Genomic DNA, 14,744 nt, shown 5'->3' with positions numbered 1-14,744 from the left:
AGTTATATCTCGGTTCGGAGGTCCAAAAGATCGTAAGAACTAAACCTTCATCTGGGGGTATGGCGCAGTTGGTAGCGCGTCTGCATGGCATGCAGAAGGTCAGGGGTTCGAATCCCCTTACCTCCACAGATTAAAATCCCGGTATCACTTGCAAAAAGTGATACCGGGATTTTTTCGCTTAAGCTTCTGCGGCCCTTTGCCGAATTCCGGGACGCGCCGGGCGTCTAGCCGTGCTGCGGGCTCGGGTCGCCGATATGGCCCTCGGCGCTGGCATCCAGCACGCGGGCGACAAAAGCTGCATACTCACCCATGTAGTGCTTCAGGAAGTCGGCCGTCGAATGATTGAGCACATTGCCCTCGGCGTCGAAGTCTTCCTGATTGAACGCCAGATAGACCTCGGGGGAGTTCAGCTGCGGGGAGTCGAGGAAGCTGAGCACGCCGCGCATCGAGGACTGCATCACCGCGGTGCCGATGGCACCCATTGAGGCTCCGACAAGTCCGCTGGGCTTGCGGGCGAACGAGTTGGTGCCCCATGGCCGTGAACCCCAATCGATCGCATTTTTCAGCGCACCGGGAATCGAGCGATTGTATTCGGGGGAGATGAACAACAACCCGTCCGAAGCTTCGATGGCCCGTTTGAGTTCGGTACCGACGGAAGGGTAATCCTCGTCGTAATCGTAGCTGTAGAGCGGCAGATCCTTGATCGGGATTTCGGTGAATTTCAGATTTTCCGGGGCCAGTTTGATCAGGGCCTTGGACAACGTGCGGTTGATGGAATTCGTGGCTAGCGAACCGACAAAATAGCCGATGCTGTACTGTCTCATGTCCCCAGTTCACCACCGTCGCCGGCATCCGTCTAGAGATTTTCGAAGAAGAAATTCGCCGGGCATCATTTCCTTGCGGCGCAATAGAATGACGCACGCCGAGAGCCTGCGTCATTCTATTGCGCCTCAGGTCAGCGACTACTGCAGGGGATCTTTCGGATTGGGCAGCCGATAAACTTTTTCATCATCCACCGACTGCACGCCTTCGACTTGCTGCAGCTGGGCACGCAGTTCCTCGTTGCCGTGACCGATCACCTGGCCCAGTGTGCCAAGTACCTTGTTGATCCGCAGCCCGGAGGCTTCCAGCGAACTGACCACCTGATCGATCCGAGCGGTATAGGTCGCCGTCACGGTCACGACATAGGTGTGCGAGGAGGCTACCCGATCATCGGATGATTCGCTCATGATCTCCGCGCCCCTAAGCTTCGGCCGGTGGCGGAGCTTGGGTGAGGCCTGATCCAACATCCACGGAGAACAGCTCCAACCGCTGGGCTTCCTGCACGAGCTCCGCCCACAACTCCCGCGCCCGGAAGCCGGTGGCCTCGGCAAGCAACGCCGCGATGCCGGCCACATGCGGGGTAGCCATGGAGGTGCCGCTGATGGTGTTGTACCGTTCGGCCCCCGGCCACGAGGAATAGACCGCTACCCCCGGACCGCAAATATCCACCTGGCCGCCACGGCCCGGCAGCGTGCGAGCGGAGAAGTCGGCTATGTCCAGCGTGTTATCCAGCGCGCCGACCGCCATTACGTAGGGGCTGTTGGCCGGTGCGCCGACGAACCCTGCGTTCCCCTGCGAGCGTTGGGCGTTATTGCCCGCCGCGGCGATGATCAGCGAACCGAGTTCCAGCGCCCGGCGTCCGGCGGTCACATAGGGCGGGTGCACCTGCGGCACATCGGCCCCCAACGACATGGAGATCACCTGGCATTCATTTTCCAAGGCCCAGTCGATACCGGCCAGGATGGTTGCGTCAGACCCGGAGCCGTCGGCGCCAAGCACCTTGCCCGCGTAGATATCCGCCCCGGAGGCCACGCCGTAGCCGCGTCCGTCAGCCAGGGTGCGCGGCCCGCAGGAGGAACCGATGCAATGGGTGCCATGTCCGTGGCCATCTTGGGCGTCCTCACCCTCGACGAAGGACTTGGACACCACCGTGCGTCCGGCAAAGTCGGGGTGGGCCAAATCAAAGCCGGTGTCCAGCACCGCCACCTTGACGCCGGCGCCGGTGAATTTGGAGTCGACCGCGGCTACCGCCTGCAGGCCCCAGGTCGCTTGGTCGGTGTCGTTGAAAGAATCGGAGGGCTGCGCGGCGGGCTCTGCCGACAAGGCGTAATAGACCATCTCGGGGACCACGCGGGTTGGCATCCGCCGGCTGGCGCAACGTGCCTGGAACTCGTCGAGATGCTCGGCGGCGCTGCTGACCACGGCAATGCCCAGCCGCGGGAAGTATTCGGTCAAGCCGTAGCCTTCGGACTCGAGAATCTGCGGGACATCCTCGGAAAGCGCGCGGAGTCCAACGCTTGCGCTCTCGGTTTGTTCGGCCGAATCGAAGACCAGCACGTAGCGACCAGGAATAGGGGTAGCGCTGGAACGGAGAAAGGGAACCTCTGGGGTGAACATGGTCGACTCCTTCAGAACAAGTCAGCTTCCAGCTCCGCGCCGCTAGGTGAATTCATCCGCTGCCGAAGCTGTGGGTACTTAGCACTGTACAGCTCTTGGTGTGCGCGTCACCACGATTTGGCATGAAACTTTTCGGCCTGCGCACTGCGGGGTTAAAACTGCCAGAAGATCCAGTGGATTGCGCTCTGATATCGGTCGAGTCGGAGATGAATGAATATTTCGCCCAGAATCGTGCCGCACAGAAGAGATGAATTTTCTCTCAATTACTTGACGTCTGGATTTGCGGATCAAGCGCCGGGAATCCGTGGAAATCTGCGGCTACGGCAGCGCGGGTTCTTCGCTAAATTTGTTTTTAGTCTCGACAAACGCACTAGTCAAGGTCGAATCAATGGTCAACCGAACGAGATTTCGAATATTTTTCGCCTGTGCGTGTCACGCAGAGCAAAGCTGATGCACAAGGCGCCGAACCCACAGGGATAATGGGACTAATTTTCCCGGTTCCACTTGTATCTTAGTCCGCGACGCATAAGGGTGTTAAACCATAGGGCAATACTCGCAGCAAAGGACAACTTACGATGACGCGAAATATAGACGAGGTCGAACCTCCCGAGAATCCGGATGGACTCGGGGTGGACGAGACTGTTTCGGACTCACCGCATACCGCGCCGATTCCGGTGCATATGCACATTGCCGAAAACGACACCGACGAACAGATCACCGCTAAGCTCCGCCGCCAAGGCGTGCGTTTGGGCAAGGGCGGAATCGCGCCAGCGGTCTTCTGGCCGTCATTGATCGTGATCGTGGCCGTGGCGCTTTTCGCCATTTTCCTGCCCAACGCGGCGGATACGGTGTTCAAAGGGGTCCAGAACTGGATCGTGACGAACCTGGGTTGGTACTACATGCTGATCGTCGGCGGCTTCGTGGCCCTGGTGATCGTGATCGGCTTCTCCAAGCTCGGGCGGATCACGCTGGGCAATGACGGGGAGAAACCGGAATTCGGCTTGTTCAGCTGGTTCGCGATGCTCTTCGCCGCCGGCATGGGCATCGGCCTGGTGTTCTACGGCGTCGGTGAACCGCTGATCTATGCCACGGTTGACCCGAAGCCCGGATGGGAAGGCACCGAAGCGGAGCTGGCAGGCCTTGCCATGGCGCAGACCTTCATCCACTGGGGCCTGCACCCGTGGGCCATCTACGCCGTGATCGGCCTGGCCCTGGCCTACGCAATCCACCGCCGCGGCCGTCCGGTCTCCATTCGCTGGGCGCTGGAGCCGATCCTTGGCGATCGCGTCAAGGGCTGGTTGGGCGACGTGATCGACGTGCTGGCCATCTTCGGCACGGTCTTCGGCGTGGCTACCTCGCTGGGCCTTGGCGTGCAGCAGATCAGCTCGGGCATGGAGGCCATCGGCCTGGTCGACTCGGTGGACAACACGCTGCTGGTCATCCTCATCGTCATCATCACCTTCCTGGCCACGATGAGCGTGGTCAGTGGCCTGGGCGCCGGCATTAAGTGGCTCTCGAATATCAACCTGTCCATGGCGGGCCTGCTGATGATCAGCGTGCTGCTGCTGGGACCAACCTTGTTCCTGTTCCAGAACTTCGTGCAGTCCATCGGCGTGTATCTGGCCAACTTGATGAACATGACCTTCGACGTAGGAGCATTCCAGCAGGGCGAAGCAGCGCAAACCTGGTTCTCCAGCTGGACTGTCTTCTACTGGGGCTGGTGGATCGCTTGGGCGCCGTTCGTCGGCATCTTCATCGCCCGCATCTCGCGCGGGCGCACCGTGCGCCAGTTCATCACCGGCGTGCTGCTGGTACCGACCATCGTCGGGTTCCTCTGGTTCTCGGTGATGGGCGGCTCGGGAATATTCCGCCAGTTCTTCGGCGCCGGGGATATGGTCCAGGACGGTGCGGTTTCCGCCGAGGGGTCACTGTTCCAGATCCTCGGGGACCTGCCGCTGGGATCGATCCTCTCGGTAGTGGCGATCATCCTGGTCGCGATCTTCTTCATTACCTCCTCGGACTCCGGCTCGCTCGTCGTGGATATGCTCGCCTCCGGCGGACACCCGAATCCACCGACCTGGTCCAGAGTTCTCTGGGCCGTGCTCGAAGGCGTGCTGGCCGCTGCACTGCTGATGGCCGGCGGACTTCAAACGCTCCAGGCGGGCTCGCTGGCCACGGCGCTGCCGTTCAGCGTTATCTTGATCCTGATGGCGGTGGCCACGCTCAAGGGCCTGCGCCACGAGAGCAAGGCCCTGGAAGTCATCGAGGCGAAGCTTCGGCTCGAAAAGGTCACCGAACATGTCTCCGACGAGCTGTGGGGCGCCCTGGATGACCAGCCGGAACTGCGCCGTTACGTCGATGACCGCATCGACTACCGGGTGACGCGCTCGCGCGGCGTTTTCGGCCGACGCGATGAAGGTAGCGGAAAGGCCCAGCATAAAAGGGGAACCGAGCAGTAGCAACGCCTTTCGGTAGGCTTTGAACGTCGGCTGGCGAGCCGACCGCATCTTGCGGTCGGTTCGCCAGCTTTTTCGTTACCGGTAGCTGAACGGCGCAAACCTTGCCAAGCGGGTCATGGAAGTGTGAGGATCGAAGAGACAAGCACTAATCAACTGCCGGCGGCAACATGCTTGCCGCCGGCAGAAGTTAAGGGGTGTTCGATGAGCCAGGAATCAATCGTCATCGTTGGTGCGGGTCTTGCCGCGGCCAGCGCCGTGAAGGAACTGCGCAGCTTGGGGCACACCGGGGCGATCACCCTGATCGGCGAGGAGCAGGAACTGCCCTATGAGCGGCCGCCCCTGTCCAAGGGCTACCTCCAGGGCCAGGAGAAGCTCGAGGACTTCACGGTTAATACCGCGCAGTGGTATGCGGACAATGAGGTGGAACTGCGGCTCGGGGTGCGGGTCGAGGAAATTGACCGGAAAGCACAGACGCTGGCCCTCGCCGATGGCAGCAGCGTCCCGTACGGCCAATTGGTCTTGGCCACCGGCGCCCGTCCGAACCTCGGCGGCGCGCATCCCTTCGAAGGCCATGACCTGCCCGGCGTGCACGTGCTGCGCACCGTGAAACAGGCACATGCACTGCGTGAATCGCTGGCCGAAGACACCCAGCTGGCGGTGATCGGCTCGGGCTGGATCGGCATGGAGGCCGCCGCGAGCGCCCGGCACCGCGGGGCGCGGGTCACCGTGTACTCCCCGGACGAGGTCCCGCTGGGCAAGGTCTTCGGCGACCGCTTCGGACATCACCTGCTGGAGCTGCATCAGCGCAACGGGGTGGACGTGCGCACCGGCACCCAGGTCGAGTCGATACAGGAAACCGACGGACGCCTCGAGGTAGTCAGCAGCGCCGGAACCAGCCGCGCCGACGTGGTGCTTCTGGCCATCGGCGCGGTCCCGAATATCGAATTGGCGCAGCAGGCGGGGTTGGAGACCGATCGCGGGGTGATCGTCGATGCCGCGCTGCGCAGCTCGGATCACAAGATCCTCGCCATCGGAGACATCGCGCAGGCTTTCAACAGCTCCCTGCGCCGGGCGCTGCGCGTGGAGCACTGGGATAACGCCATCCGCCAGGGCAAGCTCGCCGCCGCGACGCTGACCGGGCAAGAGGCAAACTACGATTGGGCCCCATACTTCTTCACCGACCAGTTCGATCTGGGCATGGAGTACGTCGGCTATGCGGCCCCGGAGGACACCACGGTGGTGCGCGGGGACACCGAATCGGGGGAGTTCATCGTCTTCTGGCTGGATGGCGGAAAGCTCACCGCGGCGATGAATGTGAACATCTGGGATGTGAACGAGACCTTGCGCGGGTTGCTTGGACGGAGCATCGCTCCGGAGCGGCTCACCGATCAGTCGGTGGAGCTGGGCGAGCTCTGAGCCGCGCCGCGCAGTTGCTCCGCGCGGCGGTGCGACCCGTAGGGCGTGAGGTCGACGCTGCCCGGCGGGCCCCACACCACCAGCACCCGCAGCTCCGCGCTCCCGGTGTTCGTCAGGTCGTGCAGCTCGGCGGGCCCGGCGAGCACCGAGTCTCCGGAGCTCAGCTCATAGGTTCTTGCGCCCACGCGCATGCGGCCGGTCCCTTCCAGTACCTGGTAGAACTCGATCAGTTGCTCGCCCTGGTCGTGCCGGTGGCGTCCCTCGAAGCCGCCGGGCGGGATCACCCAGGTTTGAATGGCAACCGGCAACCCGGTGTGCCCGCCGAAATGGTGGTGCATCAGCATTTCGCTGCCCTCGTGGAGCCGGTAGCCGAAGCCATCGGAGTCGCGTTTTTCCAGCATCTTTCCTCCGTGACGGTAGCGCTAGGCCAGCTGGCGGGTATATCCCATGCGCTGGCTGATTTGGCGTGCCGTGCCTACGCACGCGGTGATCAGTTCGTCCAGAATTTCGGGCGTGATCCGGAAGAACGGTGCCGCGATCAAGACGCTGGCGACCACCTCGCCGCGATGATTGAATATCGGGGCCGCCACACCGACTTCCTCTGGTGAAGTTTCGCCGTAGTTCACCGCATAGCCCCGGTTTCGTGCGACGCTGATGCGATCAAGGAATTGTTCCGCCGAAAGATCGCCTTGCAAGAGGATGCCGCCGTTCTCCAAGAGCTCCCGGGTGCTATCCGGAGTCTCATAGGCCAGAAACAGCTGAACCGTAGCGCTCAAGGCGGTGTTGTAGCGGCTGCCCATCGCAGAGGTGTGCTTGACCGGCCGCGAGGAGGGGATCTGCTCCACCGACACCGATTCGTGGCCATCCCAGATGTTGAGCACCGCGGTTTCCCGGACGCTCTCAGCGAGTTCCTTCAAGGGCAGATATGCCGTCTGGCGCACGTCGAGATTCGCCAGAAGCGGGCCGGCGATGGCGATCAATCCCAATCCCAGGCGGAATTTCCGGGTGGGCTCGTCGCGTTCCACGATGCGTTCCTGAACCAGTGCGGCAAGAATTCGGGACACGCTGGATTTATGCAGACCAACTTCCGCCGCAATCTCCGTCACGCCAACCAGCTGCCGCTCGACGGTGAAGCAGCGCAAAACATCAATCACGTTGACGATCACCGATGCGCCGCGGACCTCGGGAGTCCGCTCGTCGTCGACCTGTGGTGCGCCCGGTCCTTCGTTCTCGAATGCAGTCATGTTTCCTCAACCTGTACGTTCGGGTAATTCAGCTAATCCTAGCTGGCCAAAAAGCTAAGCCAGCGGCTTCTTGCTCGTTTCGACGGAGAGCGCCACGGCAATCAGCGAGACCACCGCAGCGCCCATCAGATACCAGCCCGGGGCAAGGACGCTGCCCGAGGAGGCGATGAGCAGAGTTGCGACGAAGGGCGCGGTGCCGCCGAAGAGGGCATTGGAGAGGTTGAAGGAGACGGCGAATCCCGAGTAGCGCACGCGGGTCGGGAACATCTCGGCCAGGAAGCTGGGCAGGGTTCCATCGTTCAGCGTCAGCATGGCGCCGAGCAGGACCTGGACCAGCAGGATCATGGCGAAGTTGCCGGACTCCAGCATCATGAAGGCGGGAACGGTGAACAGCACGAACAGCACCGATGCGGTGATCAGCACCCGGCGTCTGCCGAAGCGGTCCGAGAGCAAGCCGGTGAGGAAGATGAATCCGATGTACGTGGTCAGGGCCACCGTCGTCGCGATATAGGCCGAGGTGCGGTCCAAGCCCAGCTCTTCGGACAGGTAGGTGGGCATGTAGCTGAGGATCACGTAGAAGCCCACGGCGTTGAGCAACACCGCTCCGGAGGCCTGGAGAAGCTGGCGCCAATGGTTCCGGAAGAGCGATGACACCGGAGTCTTGGAGGTATTCTCCTCCTTGGAAAGTTCCCGGAAGACGGGGGAGTCCTCGAGCTTGGTGCGGATGTAGCGACCGATGAGGCCCATCGGCGCGGCGAGCAGGAACGGGATGCGCCAGCCCCAGCTCTGCATCTGCGCCGGGTCCAGAAGCCCGGTGAGCAGGGCCGCCATCAGCGAGCCGAGCAGCAGGCCCGCCGCGGTGCTTGCCGGCACCACCGCGGCATACAGGCCGCGGCGATTGGCTGGCGCGTATTCGACCAGGAACGCCGAGGCCCCGGCGTACTCCCCGGAGGCGGAGAAGCCTTGCACCAGGCGAAGAGCGAGCAGCAGCAAAGGTGCGCCGATGCCGATGCTGGCGTAGCCCGGCAGCAGCGCGATGGCGAAGGTCGCTCCGGACATCAGCAGGATCGACCAGCTCAGTGCCTCGCGGCGCCCCACGCGGTCACCGATGTGGCCCCAGACGAAGCCGCCCAGCGGGCGGACCAAAAATGAGATCGCGAACAGCCCGAAGGTCAGCAGCAATGCCGTTTGGGGAGCCGATTCGGGGAAGAATACCGCGGCAATGGTCACGGCGAGATATCCGTAGGCCGCGTAGTCGAACCACTCCACGAAATTTCCGATGAAGCTGGCGGCGACCACCTTGCGGCGGGTCTGCGGGTCGACGGAAGCCGATGCCGGGCCGTTGTCGGCCGAGAGTGCGGCTGCTGCGCCCGGTGGGTTGTTGTTGCTCTGGGTCATGGGGAGATGCCTCTGCATGGGGGCGGCGCCGGCCGCTTGGCCGCGATGCCGCGGGGATATCAGGTGGTGTCGGAACGCCGTTCGGAGCCCGAAACTTGGCGCAGCGCCCGTGCATGCTGCGCATCAGATGGTTAAAGCAGCCGCGGGGCGGGGTTCGGGCCCCGCCCCGCGGTTATCGCTTGCCCTTAGGCATCGATGATGTTGTTCTCCGGACCGAAGCCGAACTTGGTGATGTTCTCGACGCCACCGTCCTCGCCGATGACCAGGATGTCGTGCTCGCGGTAGCCTCCGGCGCCCGGCTCGCCGTCCATGACGGTGAGCATCGGTTCCATCGAGACGACCATGCCCGGCTCGAGCACTGTGTCGATGTCCTCGCGCAGTTCCAGGCCGGCTTCGCGGCCGTAGTAGTGCGAGAGCACGCCGAAGGAGTGGCCGTAGCCGAAGGTGCGGTTGGGCAGCAGGCCGTGGGAAATGTAGATCTCGTTCAGTTCCGCGGCGATGTCCTTGCAGACCGCGCCGGGCTTGATGAGCTCCAGTCCGCGCTTGTGCACCTCGACGTTGACGTTCCACAATTCCAGGCTGCGGGCATCCGGCTCGCCGAGGAACAGGGTGCGCTCCAGCGCGGTGTAGTAGCCGGAGGTCATCGGGAAGCAGTTCAGCGAGAGGATGTCCCCGCGCTCAAGCTTGCGAGTGGTGGCCCAGTTGTGTGCGCCGTCGGTGTTGATCCCGGACTGGAACCAGACCCAGGTATCGCGCACCTCGCGGTGCGGGAAGGTCCTGGCGATTTCGTGCACCATCGCCTCGGTGCCGATCAGCGCGACCTCGTATTCGCTGATGCCCTCGCGGATGGCTGCCTTGATGGCTTCGCCGCCCAGATCGCCGATGCGCGCGCCGTGCTTGATGACTTCGATTTCCTCTGCGGACTTGATCATGCGCTGGCGCATGGCATCCTGCGAGACATCCACCAGCGCGGCACCACTGAAGCTGTCGGCGATCTGCCGGCGGGTCAGCCCCGGCAGGGCGTCATCTTCCACGCCGATCCGGCTTGCCTTCACGCCGTCGCGCTTCAGTGCTTCCTGCAGGCCGTAGAAGAAGTTGTCGCGCTTCCAGTCGGTGTACACGATGTTCTCGCCGTAGCTGGTGCGCCATGGCATGCCGGCATCGATGTTCGCGGTCACCGTGGTGGAGTTCTTCGCGGTCACCACGAGCGCGTAGTTGCGGCCGAAGGTGGTGTACAGGAAGTCCGAGTAGTACTTGATGCCGTGGTAGCTGGTCAGGATGACCGCGTCCAGGGACTTGGCCGCCATGATCTGGCGCAGTCCGGCCAGGCGGCGTTCGAACTCGGCATCCGAGAAGGTCAGCTGCTGCTTGGCTCCGTTGTGCAGGGTCTTCAGTCGCGCCAGCTCGGAAACGTTGGTGGCGGTGTTTGCGGCGGTGGTCATGGTTTTGGCTCCTTGTAAGAAATGAAGTGTCAAGGTAGGCCGGCCCAATCAGATGGATTGCGAGGATTCATGGGAATCGCCGGTGAAGAGTTTACGAGTTGCAATGAACGCAACGTCGTTGCAAGAAGACTATGTGTGCTGCGGATCACTGTCAAGAAGTATTTTGGAAACCCTGCAGGCCCAAGTAAAAGAATCGGTGTGACTTGGAATGATCAATGCTTTCAGCGGAATGGATGAAGGCCGTGAGGCTCATTGTTTCGAGCTTCACGGCCTTCGTGGAGGTGTGGTTTGCGCAGCACTAGCCCTGCTCGCCGTCCTGCGGCACCTTCTTGCGGATGGCGCCCTCCCCGTCTGGATCCGGGACGAAGACCAGACCTGGATCCGGATTATTGATGTCCTTCTCCAGTTGCCTGATCGCCTTGTCTCGTTTGAGCAGCCGGCGGATCAAATTGATGATCATCAAGATGATCACGAAGGAGAAGGGGAAGGCGCCGATAATCGTTCCTGTTTGCACGGTATCGACCACCGCCGTTCCACCCATGGTCAACAGCACCGTCGTCACCGTAGCAACGGACAGCACCAAGACGACACGGAAGACCGGGCCGGATTTGTGCGGAGCCGAAACGAACTCGCTGAGCGCATAAATTCCGGAGTCCAACGAGGTGACGTAGTAGGTGGCAACCAGCACGGTGGCTACGACCAGCAGGACGGTTCCAACGATCGGTACCGAATCGAGCATCGCAAACAGGCCCGAGGAGGTATCGGCGGCCACGGCGTCGCTGATGCCGCGGTTGGATTGGTCGTCGTAGTAGATGGCGGCCGATCCGAGGATGGCTACCCAGACCATGACGATCAGCGATGGAATGATGGTCACGCCGAGAACAAATTCGCGAATGGTTCGTCCGCGCGAGATCCTGGCGATGAAGCCGGCCACAAATGGTGAGAATGCTATGACCCAGCACCAGATGAAGACCGTCCACCAGCCGTTCCAGCTGTCCTTCCAGCTCTCCAAGGTGGTGGCAGCCAACCCCGAATCGGTCCAGAGGCTCATAGTCGCGAAGTTCGTGAAGAAGCTGCCAAAGGTCTGGGACATATTTGAGATGATGAACAGCGATGGGCCGAAGATCAGTACCGCGGCGATCAAGGCGATGCTCAAAATTGAATTGAGCCCGCTGATCCGGGCCATGCCCTTGTTGATTCCGACGATGGCGGAGATCGAGGTGATGCCCGCAAAGATCAGGATGACCATCAGCCACATCATTGGGGTGGCGTTCAATCCGGTGAATGAGGTGAGGCCGGAGGAGAATTGCATGGCCGCAAAGCCGAAGGAGGTGGCCAAGCCGAGAACCGTCGCGATAATAGCCAGCAGCTCGATAACGACGCCCGCCCCGCGGCGCGACCAGCGCGGCAGGATGTCAACCGTCGCCTCGCGAAAAGTCAAGGTCTTGCCGAGGTTGTGATGCGAGTAAGCCAAACACACTGCAACGGCGCAATACATCGCCCAGGCCGTCAGGCCCCAGTGGAAGTAGGTCCAGACGATGGCTCCCTCCTGGGCGCCATTCGGACCGGAGGGGATGACCGGATTCTCCTCGCGCAGCATGATCGGTTCGGCAACCGACCAGAAGATCAGCCCGATACCCTGCCCGCAGGCGAAGAGCATCGAGTACCAGGCGAACTTGCTGTGCTGCGGTTTCGCTAGCGGCCCGCCAAGGCGGATCTTGCCCACGCGGCTCATCGACAGCCAGATGCAAACCACCACGGTGAACACGGAGTACAAGATGAACAGCCAGGTGAATTTTCCGGTCACGAAGGTACGCATTTCGGAAATCGCTGCGGAGGCGGACACTGGGTTGCCGAGCACCCAGATGATCACCGCAAGGATCAGCACCGGTGGGATTACACGGATCAGCAATCGATCTATGGGTGGAATATGCCGGCCCATGAATCGCGGAACCTCTACCTGTTCGCTCTCCTCCTCTCCTCGGCGCATGGCTTTGCCTGATTTTTTCCGGCCCTGGGACGTTGAATGATCCACCGACATACTATTTCGTCTCCAGGCTTATGCCGCCGAGCAGCAATTCGTTCTCGAGGGCGTCGGCCACCTGTCTCGTGACGGTTTCGAAAAGCAGCCGCCCGCGCTCGGCGGTTGCTCCCTTAGCCGAAGAGAGGCAGCCGCTGTCCGGCGTCCGGGAGGGGTCTTCGGGAAAAATGTCGTAAGGGGTGAGCTTCGCCGGTGGATGGTCGACAACGCGATCCATGCTGACCAGTTCGGGGTGCAGCAGCAGCATTAGCGACGTTTCGAGGATGCCTCCATGTTCTATGTCCCAGCCGAGAAAACCGTCTGGAAAGACCTTGGACAGGGTCTCTTCGTCGACGAAGTCCCAGTAGGAAAGCAGCATAGCTCGGGCGGCGGATCCGCCGTTGCGGGTCCTGGCCACCGCATTGTCCAAACCCTCGTAGATGAATTGGTAGTTCTCAAAATGCCCATTGAGCACGACAACATTGTCGAACCCCTGGGCTATGAACGAACCGACAACATCTTCAACCATCTGGCTGAGCGTGCAGCCGCCGAGGCTGACGGTTCCCACGCGGTGGTTGCCGCCGCCGGAGCGCGGCTGTGATTTGTAGCCGTAGCAAAGTGCCGGAGCGACCAATGCTCCGGTTTTTTCTGCCACGGCGCCGGCGATGGTGCGTGAGAGCAGTGCATCGACGCCCAGCGGCATGTGGGGTCCGTGCTGTTCGGTGGCTCCGGCTGGAATGACAATGGTGGATCCGGGGCGGGCTAAGTGCTCCGCGTAGGTTTGGGCATCAAGCTCTTCGATGAATACTGAGTGCATGGAAATCTCCTGGCCCCAAGGGGGTGCCGAAGCGCCGCGGATGGGATTTGTTTTGGTTCGGAGTATGGTTGCAGTAAGCGCAACGCTGTTGCACTGCATCATTTCAGTGGCTCAGGTCACAGTCAAGCCCTGGTGAGAAATAATCTGGCGCACCGGATGCACGTTGAATCCGTGGTGATTGCTAGCCCGGAGGTGCCGCGGGCGAGGAGCGTCTCTAGGTGCCAGGGCGCGAGGAAGCTGCCGATTGGCCTCCTGGATAGGTAGGTAGCCGTCGGCAAACATGGGCGAATGCGGCGAAATGGGAAAGTTGGCTGCGTTGGAAATTCCGCTGGAGGTCGCGCGTAGGGGTGAGCGTTCGGCGACGCATGGGGGTGGATCGGGGGAGCTACAGGACCGCGCGCACCGACGACTCAAAGTGCACGATGTGTTCCAACGCCAGTTCTTCGGCCGCATGAACGTCGCCGTCCAGAATGGCCTGGAGCAAATTGGCGTGTTCTGAAATGTGCTCATCCACCGTGGGCAATCGGTCAAGGGTCATGCACCAGATGCGTGTGGCCAGGTTGTCCAGTCGAATGAGGGTTTCTTCGAGGTGGTGATTGCCGGCCGCGCGATAGATCAGCCGGTGAACCTCCAGATCGTTCTCCATCAGCTCGCGGCGGGCATTGGTCGAGTTCAGTGCGCCGACCGCTCTGACGGTGTCCTCCATTTGGGCGCGGACGATCCCGCCGTGCAGGGCGGCGGCTTTTCCCGCCGCCAACGGCTCCAGCGCCTGGCGCACTTCGGTGATATCGGCCAGTTCGGTGATGTCAACGCGTGTGGCGAAGGTTCCGCGGCGCGAGTAGGACTGCACGAGGTGGTCGACTTCGAGGCGCTTGAGTGCCTCGCGCAGTGGCGTGCGCCCAATGCCTAGCTCTTCGACCAGCCGGGCTTCGTTGATGGGGTCGCCCGGGGCGATGTCCATCATGATGAGCCGATCGCGCAGCACCAGATAAGCGCGTTCGGCCATGGACTCTCCTCCGCTAATCAGCTGAGCTGTCATGGTCATCGTGTCCTCCGATTTCCCGGCGCCGTTGTGCCGAAATGCTATGCGTCAAAGAAATTCCAGCTAACCCATTGACCGGGGTGTGACTCCCATCATACAGTGAATTACAGATTGATATATCAGTTGTCGGCAATTCATACATTTAGGAATGGGCAATGACTCTAACTACCTCCCTCGCAGCGGATTCGCTGACCGAGGACCTCGGAACCCTGGACCCGGAGATTGCGCAGCGGATCGATGCCGAGCTCGCTCGTCAGCAGCGTGGTCTGGAGATGATCGCTTCGGAGAACCATACCGCGCAGGCTGTGATGCAGGCGCAGGGTTCGGTGCTGACCAACAAGTACGCCGAAGGTTACCCGGGCCGCCGTTACTACGGTGGTTGCGAAGAGGTTGACGTTATCGAGACGTTGGCGATTGAGCGCTTGAAGGCTCTGTTCGGTGCGGAATTCGCGAACGTGCAGCCGCAT

The 14,744-nt window shown here is 61.7% G+C and carries 12 protein-coding genes, 1 tRNA gene and 1 pseudogene; 4 read left to right on the top strand and 10 right to left on the bottom strand.

Annotated features, from left to right (window positions below; genetic code table 11):
- Window positions 1-53: 53 nt before the first annotated feature.
- Window positions 54-126 (top strand) — tRNA-Ala (locus ACT3UQ_RS18960).
- A 98-nt stretch (window positions 127-224) separates the two neighbouring features.
- Here the strand turns inward: ACT3UQ_RS18960 and ACT3UQ_RS18955 are convergent.
- The 3 genes from ACT3UQ_RS18955 to ACT3UQ_RS18945 form a co-directional block, all read right to left on the bottom strand.
- Window positions 225-824 carry an NADPH-dependent FMN reductase gene (locus ACT3UQ_RS18955; protein ID WP_096286646.1) on the bottom strand — a complete coding sequence of 200 codons (600 nt, stop codon included), beginning with the start codon at window positions 822-824 and terminating at the stop codon, window positions 225-227.
- 138 nt (window positions 825-962) lie between these two features.
- Window positions 963-1,229 carry a hypothetical protein gene (locus tag ACT3UQ_RS18950; protein WP_096286648.1) on the bottom strand — a complete coding sequence of 89 codons (267 nt, stop codon included), beginning with the start codon at window positions 1,227-1,229 and terminating at the stop codon, window positions 963-965.
- Window positions 1,230-1,242: 13 nt separating this feature from the next.
- Window positions 1,243-2,439, bottom strand: a complete 1,197-nt coding sequence (locus ACT3UQ_RS18945; protein ID WP_096286650.1) for a S8 family serine peptidase — start codon at window positions 2,437-2,439, stop codon at window positions 1,243-1,245.
- Window positions 2,440-3,014: 575 nt separating this feature from the next.
- Here ACT3UQ_RS18945 and ACT3UQ_RS18940 point away from each other — a divergent pair.
- Together ACT3UQ_RS18940 and ACT3UQ_RS18935 are read left to right on the top strand one after the other, a co-directional pair.
- Complete coding sequence (locus ACT3UQ_RS18940) at window positions 3,015-4,898, top strand: BCCT family transporter (RefSeq protein WP_096286652.1); 1,884 nt, start codon at window positions 3,015-3,017, stop codon at window positions 4,896-4,898.
- Window positions 4,899-5,099: 201 nt separating this feature from the next.
- Complete coding sequence (locus ACT3UQ_RS18935; RefSeq protein ID WP_444637722.1) at window positions 5,100-6,314, top strand: NAD(P)/FAD-dependent oxidoreductase; 1,215 nt, start codon at window positions 5,100-5,102, stop codon at window positions 6,312-6,314.
- Here ACT3UQ_RS18935 and ACT3UQ_RS18930 read toward each other — a convergent pair.
- From ACT3UQ_RS18930 to ACT3UQ_RS18900, 7 genes are all read right to left on the bottom strand, one after another.
- Entirely contained in the window at window positions 6,287-6,715 is a 429-nt protein-coding gene (locus ACT3UQ_RS18930; RefSeq protein WP_444637720.1) for a cupin domain-containing protein, read from the bottom strand. The genes ACT3UQ_RS18935 and ACT3UQ_RS18930 overlap by 28 nt on opposite strands.
- 21 nt (window positions 6,716-6,736) lie before the next feature.
- Window positions 6,737-7,558 (bottom strand): IclR family transcriptional regulator, encoded by an 822-nt coding sequence (locus ACT3UQ_RS18925; RefSeq protein WP_444637718.1) that lies wholly within the window; start codon window positions 7,556-7,558, stop codon window positions 6,737-6,739.
- Window positions 7,559-7,612: 54 nt separating this feature from the next.
- Window positions 7,613-8,956 carry an MFS transporter gene (locus ACT3UQ_RS18920; protein ID WP_444637716.1) on the bottom strand — a complete coding sequence of 448 codons (1,344 nt, stop codon included), beginning with the start codon at window positions 8,954-8,956 and terminating at the stop codon, window positions 7,613-7,615.
- Between the two features lie 185 nt (window positions 8,957-9,141).
- Entirely contained in the window at window positions 9,142-10,398 is a 1,257-nt protein-coding gene (locus ACT3UQ_RS18915) for an aminopeptidase P family protein (RefSeq protein WP_444637714.1), read from the bottom strand.
- A gap of 298 nt (window positions 10,399-10,696) precedes the next feature.
- Entirely contained in the window at window positions 10,697-12,388 is a 1,692-nt protein-coding gene (locus tag ACT3UQ_RS18910; RefSeq protein WP_444637713.1) for a BCCT family transporter, read from the bottom strand.
- A 52-nt stretch (window positions 12,389-12,440) separates the two neighbouring features.
- Window positions 12,441-13,235 (bottom strand): creatininase, encoded by a 795-nt coding sequence (locus ACT3UQ_RS18905; RefSeq protein ID WP_105569648.1) that lies wholly within the window; start codon window positions 13,233-13,235, stop codon window positions 12,441-12,443.
- 385 nt (window positions 13,236-13,620) lie between these two features.
- Window positions 13,621-14,280 (bottom strand): GntR family transcriptional regulator, encoded by a 660-nt coding sequence (locus ACT3UQ_RS18900; protein WP_105552958.1) that lies wholly within the window; start codon window positions 14,278-14,280, stop codon window positions 13,621-13,623.
- Between the two features lie 152 nt (window positions 14,281-14,432).
- On the opposite strand from ACT3UQ_RS18900, the pseudogene ACT3UQ_RS18895 reads away from it, so the two are divergent.
- Window positions 14,433-14,744 (top strand): annotated as a pseudogene (locus tag ACT3UQ_RS18895) (serine hydroxymethyltransferase); the annotation flags it as partial.

This window comes from Glutamicibacter sp. AOP12-B1-11, assembly GCF_052379245.1.
Lineage (GTDB): Bacteria > Actinomycetota > Actinomycetes > Actinomycetales > Micrococcaceae > Glutamicibacter.
The sequence above is the reverse complement of the archived record's forward strand: the minus strand, read 5'-3'. Positions and strand labels throughout refer to the sequence as shown.

Excerpts from the sequence above, each read along its gene's own strand:
- ACT3UQ_RS18955 (WP_096286646.1), bottom strand. The coding sequence starts at position 824 with ATGAGACAGTACAGCATCGGCTATTTTGTCGGTTCGCTAGCCACGAAT.
- ACT3UQ_RS18950 (WP_096286648.1), bottom strand. The coding sequence starts at position 1,229 with ATGAGCGAATCATCCGATGATCGGGTAGCCTCCTCGCACACCTATGTC.
- ACT3UQ_RS18945 (WP_096286650.1), bottom strand. The coding sequence starts at position 2,439 with ATGTTCACCCCAGAGGTTCCCTTTCTCCGTTCCAGCGCTACCCCTATT.
- ACT3UQ_RS18940 (WP_096286652.1), top strand. The coding sequence starts at position 3,015 with ATGACGCGAAATATAGACGAGGTCGAACCTCCCGAGAATCCGGATGGA.
- ACT3UQ_RS18935 (WP_444637722.1), top strand. The coding sequence starts at position 5,100 with ATGAGCCAGGAATCAATCGTCATCGTTGGTGCGGGTCTTGCCGCGGCC.
- ACT3UQ_RS18930 (WP_444637720.1), bottom strand. The coding sequence starts at position 6,715 with ATGCTGGAAAAACGCGACTCCGATGGCTTCGGCTACCGGCTCCACGAG.
- ACT3UQ_RS18925 (WP_444637718.1), bottom strand. The coding sequence starts at position 7,558 with ATGACTGCATTCGAGAACGAAGGACCGGGCGCACCACAGGTCGACGAC.
- ACT3UQ_RS18920 (WP_444637716.1), bottom strand. The coding sequence starts at position 8,956 with ATGACCCAGAGCAACAACAACCCACCGGGCGCAGCAGCCGCACTCTCG.
- ACT3UQ_RS18915 (WP_444637714.1), bottom strand. The coding sequence starts at position 10,398 with ATGACCACCGCCGCAAACACCGCCACCAACGTTTCCGAGCTGGCGCGA.
- ACT3UQ_RS18910 (WP_444637713.1), bottom strand. The coding sequence starts at position 12,388 with ATGCGCCGAGGAGAGGAGGAGAGCGAACAGGTAGAGGTTCCGCGATTC.
- ACT3UQ_RS18905 (WP_105569648.1), bottom strand. The coding sequence starts at position 13,235 with ATGCACTCAGTATTCATCGAAGAGCTTGATGCCCAAACCTACGCGGAG.
- ACT3UQ_RS18900 (WP_105552958.1), bottom strand. The coding sequence starts at position 14,280 with ATGACCATGACAGCTCAGCTGATTAGCGGAGGAGAGTCCATGGCCGAA.